Annotated in this window: 14 protein-coding genes and 2 pseudogenes; 12 read left to right on the top strand and 4 right to left on the bottom strand. The window is 48.6% G+C overall.

Features of this window, described 5'->3' with window-relative positions; translation table 11 throughout:
• Window positions 1–1,533, bottom strand: a complete 1,533-nt coding sequence (locus tag K4H25_RS06815) for an NADH-quinone oxidoreductase subunit L (protein WP_221022582.1) — start codon at window positions 1,531–1,533, stop codon at window positions 1–3.
• A 104-nt stretch (window positions 1,534–1,637) separates the two neighbouring features.
• Between K4H25_RS06815 and K4H25_RS06810 the strand changes: the two genes are divergently transcribed.
• From K4H25_RS06810 to K4H25_RS06785, 6 genes and pseudogenes are all read left to right on the top strand, one after another.
• Window positions 1,638–2,558: a LysR family transcriptional regulator gene (locus K4H25_RS06810; protein ID WP_221022581.1), complete on the top strand. Its 921-nt coding sequence runs from the start codon at window positions 1,638–1,640 to the stop codon at window positions 2,556–2,558.
• Between the two features lie 262 nt (window positions 2,559–2,820).
• A pseudogene (locus K4H25_RS06805) lies at window positions 2,821–3,614 on the top strand (IS3 family transposase); the annotation flags it as partial.
• A 79-nt stretch (window positions 3,615–3,693) separates the two neighbouring features.
• Entirely contained in the window at window positions 3,694–4,026 is a 333-nt protein-coding gene (tnpA, locus tag K4H25_RS06800) for an IS66 family insertion sequence element accessory protein TnpA (protein WP_221020359.1), read from the top strand.
• Entirely contained in the window at window positions 4,023–4,364 is a 342-nt protein-coding gene (gene tnpB / locus K4H25_RS06795) for an IS66 family insertion sequence element accessory protein TnpB (protein WP_221020360.1), read from the top strand. The genes tnpA and tnpB overlap by 4 nt, the downstream gene beginning before the upstream one ends.
• Window positions 4,365–4,458: 94 nt before the next feature.
• Window positions 4,459–6,051, top strand: a complete 1,593-nt coding sequence (gene tnpC / locus K4H25_RS06790; protein ID WP_221020604.1) for an IS66 family transposase — start codon at window positions 4,459–4,461, stop codon at window positions 6,049–6,051.
• 25 nt (window positions 6,052–6,076) lie between these two features.
• A pseudogene (locus tag K4H25_RS06785) lies at window positions 6,077–6,382 on the top strand (transposase); the annotation flags it as partial.
• Window positions 6,383–7,447: 1,065 nt separating this feature from the next.
• Here the strand turns inward: K4H25_RS06785 and K4H25_RS06780 are convergent.
• Window positions 7,448–7,633: a hypothetical protein gene (locus tag K4H25_RS06780; RefSeq protein ID WP_221022580.1), complete on the bottom strand. Its 186-nt coding sequence runs from the start codon at window positions 7,631–7,633 to the stop codon at window positions 7,448–7,450.
• Between the two features lie 561 nt (window positions 7,634–8,194).
• Between K4H25_RS06780 and K4H25_RS06775 the strand changes: the two genes are divergently transcribed.
• Window positions 8,195–9,151 (top strand): S8 family serine peptidase, encoded by a 957-nt coding sequence (locus K4H25_RS06775; protein WP_221022579.1) that lies wholly within the window; start codon window positions 8,195–8,197, stop codon window positions 9,149–9,151.
• 10 nt (window positions 9,152–9,161) lie between these two features.
• Entirely contained in the window at window positions 9,162–9,803 is a 642-nt protein-coding gene (locus K4H25_RS06770; protein ID WP_221022578.1) for a hypothetical protein, read from the top strand.
• Window positions 9,804–10,276: 473 nt separating this feature from the next.
• Here K4H25_RS06770 and K4H25_RS06765 read toward each other — a convergent pair whose 3' ends face one another.
• A complete protein-coding gene (locus K4H25_RS06765) occupies window positions 10,277–11,236 on the bottom strand; it encodes a DUF2157 domain-containing protein (RefSeq protein WP_221022577.1) in 960 nt (319 codons plus the stop codon).
• Window positions 11,233–11,835: a hypothetical protein gene (locus tag K4H25_RS06760; RefSeq protein ID WP_221022576.1), complete on the bottom strand. Its 603-nt coding sequence runs from the start codon at window positions 11,833–11,835 to the stop codon at window positions 11,233–11,235. Before K4H25_RS06760 ends, K4H25_RS06765 begins: the two co-directional genes overlap by 4 nt.
• A gap of 1,063 nt (window positions 11,836–12,898) precedes the next feature.
• Between K4H25_RS06760 and K4H25_RS06755 the strand changes: the two genes are divergently transcribed.
• The 4 genes from K4H25_RS06755 to K4H25_RS06740 are packed head-to-tail and all read left to right on the top strand — an operon-like array spanning window position 12,899 to window position 18,818.
• Window positions 12,899–14,098, top strand: a complete 1,200-nt coding sequence (locus K4H25_RS06755) for a TolC family protein (protein WP_221022575.1) — start codon at window positions 12,899–12,901, stop codon at window positions 14,096–14,098.
• Window positions 14,095–14,607, top strand: a complete 513-nt coding sequence (locus K4H25_RS06750) for a hypothetical protein (RefSeq protein ID WP_221022574.1) — start codon at window positions 14,095–14,097, stop codon at window positions 14,605–14,607. The genes K4H25_RS06755 and K4H25_RS06750 overlap by 4 nt, the downstream gene beginning before the upstream one ends.
• Window positions 14,604–15,698 carry an efflux RND transporter periplasmic adaptor subunit gene (locus tag K4H25_RS06745; RefSeq protein ID WP_221022573.1) on the top strand — a complete coding sequence of 365 codons (1,095 nt, stop codon included), beginning with the start codon at window positions 14,604–14,606 and terminating at the stop codon, window positions 15,696–15,698. The genes K4H25_RS06750 and K4H25_RS06745 overlap by 4 nt, the downstream gene beginning before the upstream one ends.
• A gap of 9 nt (window positions 15,699–15,707) precedes the next feature.
• Window positions 15,708–18,818 (top strand): efflux RND transporter permease subunit, encoded by a 3,111-nt coding sequence (locus K4H25_RS06740; RefSeq protein WP_221022572.1) that lies wholly within the window; start codon window positions 15,708–15,710, stop codon window positions 18,816–18,818.
• Window positions 18,819–18,830 lie beyond the last annotated feature (12 nt).

Here is an 18,830-nt window from a genome sequence, read left to right as displayed (position 1 = left end):
TTATTTCTCCCCCAGAAGGCTCAAACGAGTTTGTACGGCATTTTTTGGCAGGCTAATGGCCCATAGTTTTAAAGTGATTCGGCTAGACCATTCATCTAAATAAAACCCAGCATTGAGTGCGATAAAGAGCTTTTTCACTGCAAGGCGATCTGCGCGATATTGCAGTAAAAAATTCAAGACTAATAAGCTAAGGAACAGCCCACTAATCCAAAGATCCGCCGCTACGCTGTAACTATGTTCAACCACGGGCAACATCAGAGCCACACTGGTTTTCAAGAGGTAATAACTAGCTAGCAAGGCAATACACATCAGCAAACTTTTCAGCCACGATAAGGTCTGTAACTGGCTAAATCGTATCGCTAGCGTAAACATCATCGCAAAGCCGATCAGTAACCAAGGGCTGAGCGGAGCAGGTAAACCAACAGCCCATTTCAAGCCCAACAACAAGCCTAAAGAGATGGTGCCAGCCAATACCCAGCCCTGCAAATTAGGCAGGGGCACTGCCAAAAACTGCTTTTGCATAGCCTCATCGACGGCATTTCCTGAATTTAAGAATGCATACGCTTTGTAGCAAGAATGTGCGAGCAGATGCAGGAAGGCCAATTCATACAGACCCAGCGCACACTCCACTAGCATTAAACCCATTTGCGCCGTGGTCGACCAAGCCAAACGTACCTTGATACTGATACGAGTCATCATCACCAAAGCGGCAATCACCGTAGTGAGGCCCGCCACAATTAAAACCAGCCATTGAGCGGCGAGGGCCAGACCAAACAAGGGTGCAAACAACAGTAGTAAAAAACCACCCATATTGATTACACCAGCATGCATGAGGGCAGAGACCGGCGTTGGCGACTCAACAACCTGAATCAACCAGCCATGCAGTGGCAATTGCGCACACTTGATCAAGGCCGCCAAGGCAATCAAAAATGCAGCGACTTGGTGTACTGCATTCAGCGGTGCATTCGATACTTCATGCAAGATTTCTGTGATAAGGAATGTAGAGTGCTGGCTGTATAACAAACCAAACGCCACCGCCAAACAGAGTTCGGCAAGCCGAGCAAAAATAAACTTTTTATGTGCTGCCAGTGCGGCCCGATTTCGGTTGGGATAAAACATCAGCAACTGATGCATGCTCAAACTGATTGCAACCCAACCAAGCCAGAACACCAACAAGTGATTACTCGCCACCGTCACCATCACCGCACACACTGTTAGCAGAAACCAACGTAAAAATCGTTGATTATCGCCATCAGACTCAAAATTGGTTTTGGCATAGTTCAGTACAATCCAAGCAATAAAACTGATCAAAACTAGCATAGTGACATTCAAGATGCTTGGATTGAACCAACCCAGCGAGGACTGCGGCGCACCAGTAGTGATTAAGAGTAACCATGAAATCAAAGCCAAAGCAGCGGCAAGCCCTGTTGCTATTTGCGCCCTTGCCCAACGTGAGGAATTAGGCGTGACGGCCAGTAGTGGTAATAGGACCACGGCTGGCAGGGAATAAGTCAAAAGAATACTCAGCTGCATTTTGATCTCCTTATGGTTCGTTGCGGTGAAAGGAGTATCACATGACACCAAGATTAATAAAAATAGATTATTATTAACAAATAATTCTATTTTAGAGAACGTAAATGAGTAAACTCAATTACCACCACCTCAACTACTTTTGGCAAGTTGCTAAGGAAGGTAATCTCACCAAAGCAGCAGAACGTCTACATGTTTCTCAGTCAGCACTGTCCTCGCAAATCGCACAACTTGAACACAATATGGGCGTGCAATTATTCGCGCGGCAAGGACGCAGGCTGATTTTGACTGAAATCGGCCAAACCACTTTTTCCTATGCGGATGAGATTTTTAGAAAAGGCGGGGAATTAGAATCGCTGTTACTGACAGGGGAAAATACCCAGCAGCGGACGATCAAAATTGGCATGCTAGCGACGATGTCGCGTAATTTTATTGAGAGTTTTATCGAGCCGTTGATTCAACAAGGCAACAGCAAATACTCGCTACACGCAAGAGGGCAAGCACGGCTACTGAATGAACTAGCCAACCATCAACTCGACATTGTTCTGAGCAATATTGATGTCAGTGGTAGCGACGATAATTTATGGAAATGCCAGCTTCTCGCGAGGCAGCCCGTGGCGATTATTGGTCAACCCACACTCGCACTTGGCGCCATTTTTTCCGCCGACTATGCCGCCCAAGATTGGATTTTGCCAGTCGATGAAAGTCCAATTCGCTCGGCTTTTGATGCTTTTTGTGCTCTTCACCAATTCCAGCCCAAAATCGTCGCCGAGGCCGATGACATGGCGATGATGCGGCTACTTGCCCGCGATAGCAATGCCTTAACCGTAATGCCGGAAGTGGTCGTGAAAGACGAACTAAAATTAGGGAAATTACACCGCTATATGATTTTGCCCAATGTTTATGAGCATTTTTATGCCATTACAGTTCAGCGACATCTTCCAAATCAAATTGTGGGGGACTTAATATTGAATGTGATCAACACTCGACCAGCGAACTCAGTTAATTTGGCAAAAAAACTTAGTTAAGAAAAACAAAGGCAATTGCAATGCTTTGAAAGAACTTATGGGTGACTGCTAAGGCCGAACAGCATTGCTACTAGGCACAAATAATGAGGGCTGCAACCTGATGGTTTACGGCCTTTTCTGTCAAAACATTAGCAGCAATATTCAGCTTAAACTGAATCAATGCAAATATGTCCCTGGTGCGGATCCGATCATTGGGTAATCCCCCCACCAAACCAGCTCATTTTTAAGTAGAATTTTCTCGCAGTCTTTGAGGAGCTTCTACATGAAAGCAGCACGTTATTCTGACAGCCAGATTATGGCGATTTTAAAGCAGGCCGAAGCCGGCTCCACTGTTCCTGATTTATGCCGTGAACACGGCATGAGCTCGGCCTCTTTTTATAAGTGGCGCGCTAAGTTTGGCGGCATGGACGTCTCGATGATGACGCGCATGAAAGAGCTGGAAGATGAAAACAAGCGCCTTAAAAAGATGTATATCGAAGCTCAAATGCAGGCAGACATCATCAAGGAAGCCATGGCAAAAAAGTGGTGAAGCCATCTCAGCGGCGTGAGATGGCGCGCTGGGCCGTTGAATCAAAGGCCGTTTCGATTCGTGCAGCTTGCGCTAGCTTTATGATCAGCACGACTTGTTATCGCTATGTGGCAAAACTAGACGCAGAAAATGAAAAAATTGCCGATTCGTTACTGCAACTTACCCAAGTTCATCGCACATGGGGCTTTGGTCTGTGCTTTTTGCATCTACGAAACGTCAAGAAAAAGTCTTGGAATCACAAACGGGTCTACCGGATTTATTGCGATTTAGAATTAAATCTGCGAATTAAGCCTAATAAACGCTTAATTCGTGCAACGCCAGCACCATTAGCAGTGCCTGAGAAAATCAATGAAACGTGGTCGATGGATTTTATGCACGATCAATTAGCCGATGGCCGCAGCATTCGCCTGTTTAATGTGATTGATGATTTTAATCGGGAGGGTTTAGCGATTGATGTTGATTTCTCTTTGCCGGCCGAGCGCGTGGTGCGTAGTTTGAATCAAATCATTGAATGGCGAGGCAAGCCAAAAGTAAGGGCTTAGCCGTTCCACCTCAATTATCGTTTTAATTCAGGCATGCTGCGCTTTTGATTTTTTGGAGCGCAGCATGGGACGGTGGATTGATGCTTTGCAATGGGTTCAACGTTGGCAGACTAGTGGTTTAACTCAAGCCGAGTTTGTCCGAGTGCACCAGCTTAAACGCACTACTTTTTCCAGTTGGCTGCGCCGTAGCCGCCTCGAATCTGCCGACGCATCTTCAGCTGCAATCACCGAACCGCAGATCGCTCCGAAACCATCGGCTTCAAGCATCGTGCCCGCACAATGGCCCGCACCCGTTGCGGCGCAGTTGCAGTTGAATTTCCCCTCCGGCGTGACCCTGACTTTGCCTGCGGCGACCGATCCGGCTTGGGTCGCGGCGTTATTGCGCGGTTTGGCATGATGCCGCCATTCACTTCGCTGCAATTGGTCGTCGAACCGGTCGATATGCGCCTTGGCATCGAGGGTTTGTCGGCCAAGATTCACGCCTGTTTGCAGCGTTCACCCGTCGAAGGTGCAGCGTATGCGTTTCGCAATCAGCGCAGCAATCGCCTCAAAGTGTTGCTGTGGGATCGCTCTGGCGTCTGGTTGGCGCAACGGCGTTTGCATCACGGTCGATTTATTTGGCCACAATCGGGCGATGCTGTGTTTACGCTGGATGCGGCGCAGTGGCAATGGTTGGTGAGCGGTGTCGACTGGCAGCGATTAGCGCCGCCACCGCTGCCAGAATATGTCTACTAATTCACGCTGCGGATGGATAAAATAGTTGTCGCAGTATTACCCTATAAATCATGAAGGATATGATTTGTATGGCAATACCCAGTAAAATCAAAGCATGGATCTCGCTCAAGAACTCGCCAATTCAAACCTACCCGCCGCAGTCCGCGCGGCGATTTTGGCGCAGTCGGTACTCCTTGCTCAGCATACTGAATTAGTCACTCAGCAAGATCAACAACTCAAACAATACGTCTCCGACATCCAAAATAAAACGCAAACCATCGAAGCGCTAACGATGGAATTGGCCTATCTGCGCCGCATGCGTTATGGCGCTAAGACCGAAGTGATGAATCGCGAGCAGCGAGATTTGTTTGAAGAAGCCCTCGATGCCGATATGGCGGCGCTGGAAGCCAAACTCGCCGCCGAGCAAGCCAACAACACCCCCGAGGTCAGCGATAAAAAGCCACGCATTCGCGCAGGTCGCCAAGCCTTACCGGCGCATTTGCCGCGTACCGATATGGTTCACGAGCCTGAATCATGCAGTTGCGGCCAATGTGGTCAGGGTTTAGTTAAAGTCGGCGAAGACATCAGCGAGCAACTGCATGTGCAACCGGCGGTGTTTAGCGTGTTGCGCCACATTCGCCCGCAATACGCTTGCCGCAGCTGCCAAACGATGAGCGCTGCGCCGATTCCGGCGGCGATCATCAATGGCGGTTTACCCACTGCGGCCACTTTGGCGTGGGTGATGGTCAGCAAATACATTGATCATTTACCGCTGTATCGGCTACGACAAATCGCTGAACGCAGCGAAGTGCCGTTAGCGGAAACCACGCTGGCCAGCTGGGTAGGCACCGTTGGCTGGTGGTTGCAGCCATTGGCGGATCGATTGCGTGAACGATTGAAAGGCGAAACGGTGCTGCATGCCGATGAAACGCCAGTCAAACAGCTTGATCCGGGCAAAGGCAAAACCAAAACCGCGTATTTATGGGCGTATCGCAATACGCCTTTGAGTGGCAGTGCGCCGATCATTTTGTTCGACTATCAAGGTGGTCGCTCGGGTCAACACGTCCGAGATTTCCTCGCCGATTGGCAAGGTCAATTGATGGTCGACGACTATGGCGGCTACAAAGCGCTGTTCAAAACCGGCGTGATTGAGCTGGGCTGCTGGGCGCACGCACGGCGCAAATTCTTCGAATTGCATCAAGCCAACGGCAGCCCGATTGCCGCAGAGGCACTGCGTCGAATTGGCGAATTGTATGCACTAGAAGCGCAGGCCAAAGATTTAAACCCCGAACAACGCCGAGCGCTACGGCAGCAACAAGCGCAACCTAAACTGCTCGAATTCAAAATTTGGCTGGATGAAACCGGTAGCAAAGTTGCGCCCAATAGCGCACTCGCGAAAGCGATCATTTACAGCCAACGGCGTTGGACGGCGCTTGAACGCTACGCCCAAAGCGGCATCGCGCCAATCGATAACAATCCGGTCGAAAACAGCATTCGGCCGATTGCGATTGGCAAAAAGAACTGGTTATTTGCGGGGAGCGAGCGCGCCGGTCAACGCGCTGCCGCAATTCAAACGCTACTGGGCACCGCCAAACTCAACGACCTTGACCCGATGGCCTGGCTCACCGACACCCTAGAAAAGCTCCCCACTTGGCCGAACAGCCGCATCGACGAATTATTACCGCTAAGAGCGCTAGCAGAAACTTAAGCGTCAAGGCGGTGGAGCGGCTGAGCGCTTACAGCCAAAACGGATTCGCTCAGATAATGGGCCTGAATATATTAGCCAGTTGCTAAAAAACTGGGCGGAACAACATTCAATTGAATTGGCGTATATTCAGCCGGGCAATCCCCAGCAAAATGCCTATATCGAGCGCTATAATCGGACCGTGCGGCATGAATGGCTGGCTTGCGATGACTTTGAAAGTCTTGCTGAAGTGCAAGAGGTTGCCACGCAATGGCTTTGGAGCTACAACAACGAGCGCCCGCACATGGGTTTGGGTGGCATCACCCCGAAACAAAAACTGGCATTACATGCCTGACCTCTACTTTTAAGTGAGCTTAAAAGTGGGGGGATTACCATTGCTTCAATACCGTCTTGCTGGATTTCACTAAAGAAACAATCGAGCGCTTGTTGATCCGTTTCGAATTCTCCATCCCAGACCGTGGAATTATTGTACTGATCTACAACTTCCAAAGTCCAATCAGTATCCGGCATGCGATAAATGCATATTTCCACAGTCTTTCCATTGGACGTGTATTTTTGCGTCAAAGAAGAATTGATCAGATCGTTTTCGTCGAACATTCGGGTGCCATCGATTTATTGAGCTATTTCTTAATGATATCCGATGTCGTTACAGAAATACACGAATGGCGGCTAAAGCCAATGTGTCGATGCCGAAGCTGTAAAATTGTAAGGCCGCTAGCCATCAGGTTGCGGCCTTTAGTATTTGTTGGGCTTGCTTGTGCTGCTCGGCCAAAGCCGACATTTTCAACAAAATTGGTCTCAAACTTTGGTGTCCGTATTAACCAGCACCCCTTACTTTATAGTGGCGCACTTATTTCATCCATCGACAAAGGTATTTTGACTGTTCGCTAAGGCCGAACAGCAGAAGCACCGGCTTGTTGGCTAAAAGACAGAAAACTTAAGCAAAGCAGACACTGGGTACAGCCATGCAGCTGTGATCAATTGTTGTTAAAAGCTCGATAATTGATCAGCCTAAGAGAGAAAAATTCCTACCTCGCAAGTACGAAATTAAACTTTCCATATTGATAATTTATATGAAATTTTATTGAAAAATTAATTCACGACTTTTACTAGAACCAACGGTTTTTAGTAGCCGCTGGAGACCGCATAAATGCTTGATCTAATTTCACGACTTTAATAGGTCGAAATAGCGGTTATTCCGACCTATTAAAGTCGCAACTTGGCAATTAAAGTCGCAACTTGTCTAATATAGTCGTGAAATTGAACCCAATAAAAATGCCCCTTGTAGCGAAGGGTCATTTTTAAAGTCGTGACTAACGCTTACAAAGCTACTCTTTGCCGTAATAAAAACGTGTAGCTTAGAGTGCGGATCAGTCTAGCAACTCCTTTGATTAGTTATTCATTGCTTTTGGTTCAGCTGGCAAAACATACTGTCGGCAGATTTTGTTGCGTCTTCGTAAAGAATCGCTGTTCTCCGCCCTGAGCAATCATTTTTAGCACCTTTTGTTGCCACCGATGTTTTATTGACCCAACTGCCGATATTCAGCTGACCCACATCAAAAGCCAATATCTCGATAGATTTCAATGGACTCCAAAGCATGTACCTAGGTCAAGCAAATATCGGCAACTGGGTTAAAATCGCGTCGGCGCGAACACCTCATCGCCGGCAGCCAAAATCTGTACCTCACTACGGTGTCATTAGATGGCTCGTTTCACAGGAAAATGTCAGCCCGTATTCGAGCCAACAACGATATGTAAGCCCAAAAAATTGAGCCGGAAACAATTCAATTAGGTTTCGTCTGGAAGATTGGGCGGCTTATGAGCTAACCGTTGGGCGGCTCAGAAAAGCCTAAACGACGATGCGATTGCTCGCCGCGCCGCCAAAATCAATATGTCATTTTTACGTCATTAATCAGGGTATGAGCGTCTAAGCCAGCATTCAGAATGCTTTAAACATTATTCCCCAGCAAGGTATCTCAATGTATTAGCAATTAGGGTGAGATTTCTTACTTTGCTAGTTCAATCAATTAAATAATTACAGAAAATTACACGCCATGAAATGAAGATAGACGGCATATTCTGAGCTTGACGACTACATAAGGAAATACTAATTTACATTTAGTTTTTAAATAACCTTTGGAGAATAATGATGAAAACCAAAATGTTAGCATTATTAATTACAACCAATTTTATTATGCTAAATGCTAAAGCAGAGACCTCTTTGGATAATTTGGATTTAGAAACAACAGCAACACCTGTAATAAAAAGTACCACACCACCAACGCCAGTTTTAAGAAACTGGATGCATACCGATATAAAAGCAGCATGGGATAAAGGCTATAAAGGTCAAGGAACCAATGTTTATGTAATTGATGATTTTACCAGTGCTAATAAATTCTCTGGAAATTTAGTTGGTGTAAATCAAAGTCAAAGACATGGGGAATGGACCAGCGCCGAAATAAATGCAATTGCCCCATCAGGAAACATGACGAGAATAGACTTCAATGGAAATAATGCAATAGCACTATCAAAAACTGGATTGAACGTCATCAATGCTAGTTATGGACTGAATGCAAGAAGTGGCTATAACGTAAATCAAATTGGTTTTGGTAATTTACATGGCAGTTTAATCAATGCAGCAAAAACTCGTACCGCAATCGTTGTCAAAGCGGCTGGCAATAATGCGGTCGCTGTCAATGGTTCCTATGCTGGAAATAGTGACTATCTCAATTTGGCTTTAATTGGAGCACCAACTGCAATTTTTGCAGGGGCATTAAATTCCAATGGTAGTACCACATCAAAGGCAACAATGGCGAGTTATTCAAATTATGCCGGCAATGATATAAGAGTACAAAACCAATTTTTAGTAGTTGGCGTGGAAGGTAATAAAACTAATCTTTATGGTACCTCATTTGCAGCTCCTATCATATCTGGGTACTCTCAAGTTTTAGGTAGCAAATTTACCAACGCGACTGCAACTCAAATCACTAAGCAATTATTAACAACCGCCAGAACCGATACAATTCAAAACTACAACCCGTCAATACATGGAAAAGGCGAAGCCAGCTTATCCAGAGCATTATCACCAGTAACTTTAAAATAAAGTCAGTATAATGTTAATCACATCAAGACAAAGACATACGAATAAAATAACGGCATATGCTGTGTTATTTTTATGTCTTTTTTTTAGCTCTGCCCTTTCAAGATCTGAAACTTATACCAGCTATGCAAATTTACAAGAAAATGAGCAAGATGTTTTTGAATCAACGTCTTTATATGATTTAAAACAGGGCTCAGAGCTATCTGATAATATATATAGCTTTAGGAATGTATCTTATGAGAGCTCGTTAGGCGATGCAATTAATCTTAAAAACTTCTATAAAACAAGCTGGACAGATTTAAGCTTAACTTGGATTACTAAATTAGATAAAAACTTTGGTTTAATATGGGGCGGCAGCACTGGAGAATATGGCGAGAAATACACAATCTACCCAAAATTTAAATTTGGATTTGTTTTCCAAACATTTTTATCAAAAAATTCAAGATTAAGTATGTATGCGACGAGTTATTTAGGCGGAATGCTAAAAGAAAAAGCCTGCCAAGCAGACTATGGTGACATCGGAGGAGTACAAACTGTGAACTGTCGTTTAGCAGGAAGTACTTTACAGCCAGCGGAAACCTTAAAGTACTTGCTCAATAAAAAACCGAAATACGACCAATTTATATCAATATCTTTCAACCTTAGTTTCAATTAACGAACAATATTATCTGTAAAGTTAATCGCGGTGATGAATCTATTCACCCCCTAAGCCATACCGAACGGATTTAGTTTCTCTATCCTCGCCGATTGCAGTTGGTGAAATCGGCATCAATTTGTTGGTTTAAGCCTGCGCTTACCAGTCCTACACTATTGATGTATTTGACTGCATCCCAGCATTATCAATGCGCTCATAGCAATACGCTCATAAAAATTGTTTTTGGAGCTGACTTCTCAACGATAGGCTGACACAGCACTTCACGCGGAAGTAACACTGAAATTCATTCATCGCATCTGACACAAAATATCAATACAGCGACTTAAAAAATATCGAAGGCGGCAAGTTGATCGCTTGCCGCCTTGATCACTTTTCTGGGCAACGCGGTTGCCCCAAGCCAAAATGCCAAGTTTCAGGCTTATTTACTTACCTATTTGGCAGCGACATTGGGGGTTGATCTTGTTCAGGCTGCCTCACAGCGCAACGCCTCGCTGTTCTTTTTGCTTGATGTATTTGTTGTTGATGCTAATTGCCAGTACTCCCGCGCCAATGAGCATAATACCCAGCAGCACCAAACCGATAGGCCCGGCAAGACTGTCAGCAAAATGCTTGTTCATGAAATAAGCGACATACGACAGCGTAGCCAGTGTCCCTACCGCCAGCAGCGTGCCTGAGCGAACCACGGTCGATAAAAAAATAGTGGCGCAGGCTAGGCCGAGGAACAAAATCTCAAACGGTGTATGGCGCAGCCAGTCGCCCATCGCACAGAGAAACATCATCGACCCGAAAAAATAGCAGATGGGAGCTAAGGACTTGTGCTTGGATTTGCCAAGACTCCAGCCGATACAAGTGAGCGACAGCCCCATAACGACACCAATGACGTTGGCATCAACGTGCATCAAATCAAAAGCGATGGCGAAAAAGAAGGCGCCAAACAAGATCGTCGTGAATGCCAGCACCGTACGATCCTTAGCCCAAAACGTAAACCCTTGTTGTATCGCCATCACGCAACACATGAACAGCATGCCATGCGCTGGATTACCACCGCGCGAAAACTCATTGAGCGTCACCAAAATGCCCGTCGGCTGCAGTAGTGCAGCCAGCAAAAATAATGGTGTTGCCGCTTTTTCGAGACTAGGCCGCGTAATACACGTAATGGCCATGATAAAGAGGCAGTAGCCCAAACCCAGCGTGGCCAAAATTCGCGCTACCGTGCCCATTTCATCCCACTGCATACCGATAAAATAGGCCACGCCCGAAATAATAAATAAGCCGCCGAGATAGCCAAATAGACGCGCGAGAATGCTACTGCCCTTTTTTGCGCTAACTACGGCGTTATCACGCATAGCGCCGGTGATTTCAGTAATCGTTATGTCGTGGCTTTTCATCAGCGCGATGATGTCATTGAGTGCATCGTCTCGGTTCGTCATCATGGAATGACCCAGCCAATAAATTGCGCCTGTCCGCTGTAAAAATAAGTGCGCCCGTCATCAGGTGACAATTTTACATTGCGTGACCCGTTGCTAAGCATGCTATTGCTCGAGCTGCGACCCCAGCCGAAGAAGATCTCGTTAAACAGCCCACGGTGTTGATAGCGGTCACTCAATTCGTAACCATCAGGCGACTTTAGCTCGGTCGATAGTTTCAAGCCTTTCGTGCTCTGAACGACTTCTTCACGGCTGCCGCTGATTTGATCAGCGGAATTAGGCAGGCCAAACTCCAGCTCGCGTACTCTTTGTGTCTTTGCATCGAATAAATACAACTTCGGCCAATAGAAACCATAGTTGTTATTCCTGTCTTTGAGCTGGGTGTACTGCGCCATCAGCACACCATTTTTTACCACCAGATTCGCCGATACCGGCATTGACTGATTATTGCGGTAATCATTAATACTGAAAACGAGGCTGTATTTCGGCGGTGCCCCCGAGGCGGGTAAAGAGCTAGCAAGCATAAACCCAATCATCAGTAGCACCGGCAAGGCCAATCCGATGATGAGCACGAAATTGTCCTTAAAGAAATTCTTTGCCGCCATATTGTGTTCCTTCGCCGAAATAGGCTTAAAAGTAAGCATAAATATTGCTGGTAACTCGTGGGGCTTTAAATAATGGCGAGACCCGCAACTTGATTCTCAGAGCAACCCGTCATGCTTGGGCGATATATCCCTTACGAAATAATAGAGCAAAGTCTCACGTAAGAAATACGTTTGTGAGTATTAACGACCGCCGATCTAGCGCAAAGAAACGATCGCCAGATCAATGAAGCCAAATCGCGGGTTTGACCGAACAGTAACAGCCTACACCTAAAATGATGGCGGCCTCGATGGAGGGTAGCCTTGGGGTTTTCTAGCTCAGCGAACGCCTCGCCTGAATAGCCACACAATCGATGATGCATTTTTGAAGCCAGTTAGCTTAGAAATGAGTGCTTTTAGTTTTTAAGTTAGCGTCAGCTGCTGCTATACATGCGATTTGCATTAATGTAAGCTAGCGGGATGAAATCGCTGCGTCTCTTCTTTTTTTGCGTGTTGGCCTTGGTGCTGCCGGTTAATTCCGTGCTGGCACAGATGCCTGCGTATGCAAAAATAGCGAGCGCTCATACTAAGCATGCAGCGCATCAGCATGATGCAAGCAAACCCCACTTAAGCCAGACTCCAAGCAGCGAGCAGTTGCATATTCATCTCGGTCTTTTTGGTCAGCAAAGTGTTCATGTACATGAGCCAATGCCTGCGACAACCACAGATTGTGCTAAAGCGTGTCAAACGACACTGAACTCGATTTTGCTAGATCCGCGATTTGCAGTTCCACTATTCTCTGCCATCTTGGTGGATGCTTCACCTGCCACCTTATGCAGTGTGACATTAGCCCCGCCCGAAGACCCGCCTAAATTGCGCGCCTAATCAGGCGCGTTGTCAGCCAACTTTTTATCCCCTTCTCTCTTACGCTAACTTTGATGCGTTGCGTGCTGTTGTGCGCGCAAGGTGTTGATTGATTAACTGGCCGAGGGGCTAAGTGAGTTGCTGCTACTGATGCGTCTTTTCTGATTGACTGGCCAATACACACTATTGGCTGGTTTTCTGTAGAAATGATGATAGGTACACCATGCAATCAAAACGATTTTATGCACCCATTTTGTGGTGCACGTTGATCGCGTTGCCCGCGCAGGCGGCAACGATCAAAGAGGCCTTTGCACTGGCCAGCCAGATCGATGAACCGGTGCAAACGGCACAACAACTCAAAGCACAGAGTGCGCTGCGCAATGCGCAGTCAATGACGCCTGAGCCCTTGTCAATAACGATTTCAGGCACCAATTCGCTGAACGATAATTTATCACCAAGCCAAGGCTCGCGAGAGTATGAAGCCGAGCTGGGAATTCCTTTGTGGCAATGGGGGCAAAAAGATCGTCTCTTGGCACAATTAAATCAAGTAGCCCAGGTCGAACAAGGTCAGTTGCAGCTCAGCCGCTGGGAGTTTGCCGGTGCGCTGCGTGAGGCGGTTTGGAATGCACGCTTGGCCAAACTGGCGCAAGACAGCGCGCAGCAAAAACTGCAGGCACTAGAAAAAATCAGCCAAGATTTGCAGCGCCAGCTTAAAGCCGGGGAAGTTGCGCCGCTGGATGTCAATCTAGCCCATCAAGCATTGCTAGAGGCGCAGTTGCAATTGGCAGTCAGCCAGCAGCAGTTTAGTGAAAGCCTGCTGCAGTTTCAGGCACTCGCCGGTGACATTCCTGTACCGGATCAAGCCGAGACACTGCCTCTTTCACTCGATGCCGTTGTTCATCCACAGCGCCAAGCTTTACAAGCGCAGACCCAATTAGCTGGTGCGCAATTGGCGCAAGCGCAATACGACATTCGCGACACGCCCGAGCTGGCGCTGAGCCTAACGCGTGAGCGAGGTTCCCCCGATGAACCGTATAAAAATCTCGGCAAAATCTCACTGCGCATCCCATTTGGCGCCGAAGGACGCACTCAGGCGCGCGTCACAAGCGCCAATGCCGAATTGATCAGCGCGCAAACGCAAGTACAGCGTACCGAGCGGCAAATCAACACTCAGCAGCAAGCGGCCAATGCAGCGCGTGAATTGACCCGCCAGCAATTACAAATGGCGCAACACAGTTTGCAGCTGGCGACGCAAGCATGGCAGTGGCAACAACGCAGCTACCAAGCGGGACAGACTAACTTGGCGGCCTTCCTCAGCGCGCAGGCTAATTTTCTTGAGCGCGGTTTTGCCGTACAGCGTGCCGAATTAGAACTGGGGCGCGCCAATTCACGATATTTACAAACATTTGGGGTATTGCCATGAAACGTATTTCTGTATTGATCTGTGGCCTGATACTCAGCGCAACAACTTGGGCGCATGGCGATGATGATCATGGCGCGGCACCACAAGCGGCTGCCACGCAAGTAGCGGTAGCCAGCGCTGAAAGTGCATCAAGTGATTTTGAAGTGCTCGCACAGATGGACGGCGAGTTACTCACGGTTTACCTCAATCGATTTGCCGACAACCAGCCGGTTAACCATGCCAGCCTTGAAGTCGAAAGCGGTGCGTTTAAAGCCAAACTCAGAGCCGTAGCCTCAGGCATTTATCAAGCCCCAGCCGCCCCTTTGGCCAAAACGGGCGAACATGCACTCACGCTGACCCTACTCGCTGGCGAACAATCTGATTTGCTCGGCACCACCTTAAATGTCGCGGCACCGACGGTCGCGAATGCACCGCACATGCACATTCAAACTTGGCTATGGATTGGTGGCGGCGTTGCTGCCCTACTGCTGCTGGTGGCATTGCGCCGCCGTGGAGGAAACAAATTATGAAACGCAATGCAATCATTCTCAGTTTAACCATGGCCGTTGCAGCGCTCAGCCCAGTCACGGCATCGGCTCATGGTGATGACGATCATGCGCATGATGCAGCGCCAGCGGTAAATACGGCCAATAAGCCGCAACGGCTACCGGATGGCCGAGTGTTTGTGCCTAAGCTCACGCAATTTCAACTCGGTGTTCGTACTCAGTTGGCACAAACCAGCGCGGCAGCAAAAACCATCGAACTCAATGGCCATGTTGTCATGAACCCCAACCACGGCGCGCGCGTTCAGGCCAGTAGTGGTGGACGAGTCAGCGCCCCGGCAGGCGGTTTACCGCTACTGGGTAGCAAGGTCAAAAAAGGACAAATTCTGGCGTGGATTAGACCTGCACAAGGCAGCTATGAAATCGCAGAGCAACAAGCTCAATGGGCGGAAACACGCGCTAACTTAGCGCAAGCCGAGCAAACTGTAGCGCGCTTGCGTCAACTGGAAGGCTCGGTCCCGCGCAAAGACATCGAGGCCGCGCAAGCGCAACTCAAAGCCATTCAAGCGCGCAGCAGCGCTTTATCAACAGCCAGTAACGGTGAAGCCTTGCGCGCGAGTTTGGATGGTGTTTTGGCCAGCAGCAATGTGGTCAATGGTCAGGTCATTGATCCTGCCACCATCTTGTTTGAAATTGTCGATCCAAAGGGCTTTTTGATTGAAGCACTGGCTTACGATCCGGCAATAACCACTCAGATTGAGAGCGCAGCCTTCAATGGGGTCCCGTTGCGATACTTAGGTGGTGCTCGCGCTTTACGTGATGGCGCTTTGCCATTGTTATTCGCGCCGAGCGAAGCGATGCCGTTGGCCTTAGGGCAAGTCGTCAAAGTGATCGCCAATACCCGTGAGCAAACCCGTGGCGTCGTCTTGCCTGCTAGCGCCATCGTCAAAAACACCAGCAATCAAAACGTCGTCTGGGTGCTGGAACAAGCCCAAGTATTACGCGCCGTGCCGGTGCAGCCAATGCCGCTCGATGGTCAAAGAGTTTTAGTTGGCCAACTCAAAGACGGTCAGCGCATCGTAGTACAAGGCGCCAATCTGATTAACCAGATTCGATAGGAAAGCATCATGTTTAGTTGGATTGTGAATGCCAGTTTAAAAAACCGGCTGTTTGTGGTCGCCATCGCGGTGATCATGATGATTTATGGCGGCTACACCGCCAGCAAAATGCCAGTGGATGTGTTTCCAGATTTAAATAAACCAACCGTGACCATTATGACCGAAGCGGGCGGTATGGCGCCCGAAGAAGTCGAGCAATTAATTAGCTTTCCGCTGGAAACCTCGCTCAATGGTATGCCCGGCGTCACCCGAGTTCGCTCGGTATCGGGCGTGGGATTGTCGATTGTCTATGCCGAATTTGCTTGGGGATCGGATATCTACCGCAATCGCCAATTGGTTGCCGAGCGATTGGCTGAAGTAAAGTCTCAGCTCCCTGATGACATCAGTCCGACAATGGGCCCTATTTCATCGGTGATGGGCGAAATTATGCTGATTGCCTTTCCGATTGTGGCGCAAGGGGCAAATCCGCAGCAAGGCATGGCGGTGCGTGAATACGTTGATTTTGTTCTACGCCCTCGCCTGCTGTCGATTCCGGGCGTGGCGCAAGTCATCCCCATTGGCGGGGAGGTACGTCAATTTCGCGTTGAACCCAATTTAGCCATGATGGCGCAGCTGTCTGTTGGGTATGAAGACATAGAGCAAGCAGTCAATGGTTTTTCTGGCAATACCAGTGGTGGGTATTTGGAGCAAAATGCGCGTGAGTATTTGATTCGCAATATGGGCCGCACCACCAAGCTAGAAGATATGCAAAATCTGGCGGTCAAGGTCAACAATGGCCAGCCGGTGTTGCTCAAGCAAGTGGCCGAGGTAAAGTTTGCGCCGGCTTTCAAACGCGGCGATGCCGGATTTGGTGGTCAGCCAGCAGTGATTGTCGGCGTGCAAAAACAACCAACTGCTGATTCGGTGCGGGTGACGCGCGAGGTTGAGGCGGCATTAGCCAGTCTGAGCAAATCATTGCCGGCGGGTGTCAGCACGCCCAAAGTCTCGTTCCGTCAGGCTGATTTTATTGAAGCCTCAGTCAACAACGTCGAAGAAGCGCTACGCGATGGCGCGATTATGGTCGCGGTGATTTTATTTCTGTTTTTAATGAACACCCGCACCACGATCATCTCGCTAACGGCAATTCCTTTGTCCTTAGCACTGACCTTTCTCATCTTCAAAGCGCTGGGTTTGTCAGTCAATGTGATGACCTTGGGCGGTTTGGCCATTGCCATTGGTGAGCTGGTCGATGATGCCTTGGTCGACGTTGAAAACGTGCTGCGGCGTTTAAAAGAGAAAAAACCGCAAGGTGCGATCGCCTCAATCAAAGTGATTGCCGATGCGTGTAATGAAGTGCGCTCGGGCGTGGTGGTGGCAACGATGGTGGTGGTATTGGTGTTTGTGCCGCTGTTTGCCTTGCCGGGGATGGAGGGACGCTTGTTTGCACCATTGGGCATCGCTTATATCACCTCGATTTTGGCCAGTTTATTGGTCGCGCTCACGGTCACACCGGTGATGTGTTACTACCTACTTCCCAAAATGAAGCAGATCGAGCATGGTGATTCAAAACTGGTGCAATGGCTAAAGCGCCACGATCAGCGTTTGCTGGAGGGTTCATTTGATCGTGCCCGCAGCCTGCTGGCCGGTGGCGTGTTAATGCTGGTGGTGGCGATGGCGAGTCTGCCGTTTTTGCCGCGCGCATTTTTGCCCGCGTTTAACGAAGGTACTTTGCTGGTGAGTCTACTACTCAACCCCGGCACGTCGCTGGCCGAATCCAATCGCATCGGACAATTGGCCGAAACACTGGTGCAACACGTGCCGGAAGTCGAAAGCGTTGGCCGCCGCACGGGCCGCGCCGAGCTCGATGAGCATGCCGAGGGCGTGCATACCAGCGAGCTCGATATTGACTTAAAAGCATCGGATCGACCGCGCGACGAAGTCTTGGCGGATATTCGACAACGATTATCCAGCCTGCCAGCGACAGTGATGTTGGGGCAGCCGATTTCGCATCGGCTCGATCATTTACTCTCGGGTGTTCGGGCGCAAATCGCCTTAAAAATCTACGGCGATGATCTCGATACGCTGCGCACTCAAGCGGCTGATTTGCAACAAAAGCTATCGGGCATTAAAGGACTGACCGATTTGCAAATCGAAAAGCAGGTCTTGATTCCACAAATCAAAGTGCAAATTGACTACGACCGTGCCGCGCAGCTCGGTGTTGCGCCGGGCACTTTGCTCAAAACGCTGGAAGCCTTGAGCGAAGGCGATACGGTGGCGCAGATTGTGGATCAGAACAAACGCTTTGATCTGGTGATTCGTTTGCCGGATGCGGCAAGAGATGCGGCGGGCTTAGCCAATATCTTGATTGATACCCCACATGGCAAGGTGCCGCTATCCCAAGTGGCGAGCATTGAAGAAGGCGATGGCCCGAATCAAATTGGTCGAGAAAATGGTCGGCGTCGGATCGTGATTTCGGCCAATACCGATGGCAGCGATATGGCGCAAATCATTGCTAATATGCGCGAGGTATTGGCAACGAACACCATGCCTGAAGGTTACTTTGTCAGTCTAGAAGGTCAATTTCAAGCCCAAGAAGATGCTACGCGGCTGATTGCCTTGCTATCGATCTTATCGCTGGCGTTGATTTTTATGGTGCTCTATACGCGCTACCAATCCGCAGTGCTGGCTGCGGTGATTATGGCCAATATTCCGATGGCGTTGATTGGCAGCGTGGTGGCGATGTGGCTGGGTGGTATTACCTTGTCTGTCGCGTCGATGGTTGGCTTTATTACGCTCACCGGTATTGCCACTCGCAACGGCATTTTAAAAGTCAGTCACTATATCAATCTGTGTAAATTCGAAGGCGAAACCTTCAGTAAACAGATGATCGTGCGCGGCTCGCTAGAACGGTTAACGCCGGTGTTAATGACGGCATTAACCGCGGCGCTGGCCTTAACGCCACTGCTGTTTGCAGCCGATGCGCCGGGTAAAGAAATTCTCCACCCTGTTGCGGTGGTGATTTTTGGTGGGTTAATCAGCTCGACCTTGCTCGATACTTTACTCACGCCGCTGATGTTCTGGTTGTTTGGCCAAAAGCCCTTGCAACGTTTAGTCGATGATCAGAGCGAAACCACGTTTTAACTTTTGCCTAAC

The organism is Deefgea piscis (genome assembly GCF_019665785.1).
Lineage (GTDB): Bacteria > Pseudomonadota > Gammaproteobacteria > Burkholderiales > Chitinibacteraceae > Deefgea.
The sequence above is the reverse complement of the archived record's forward strand: the minus strand, read 5'-3'. Positions and strand labels throughout refer to the sequence as shown.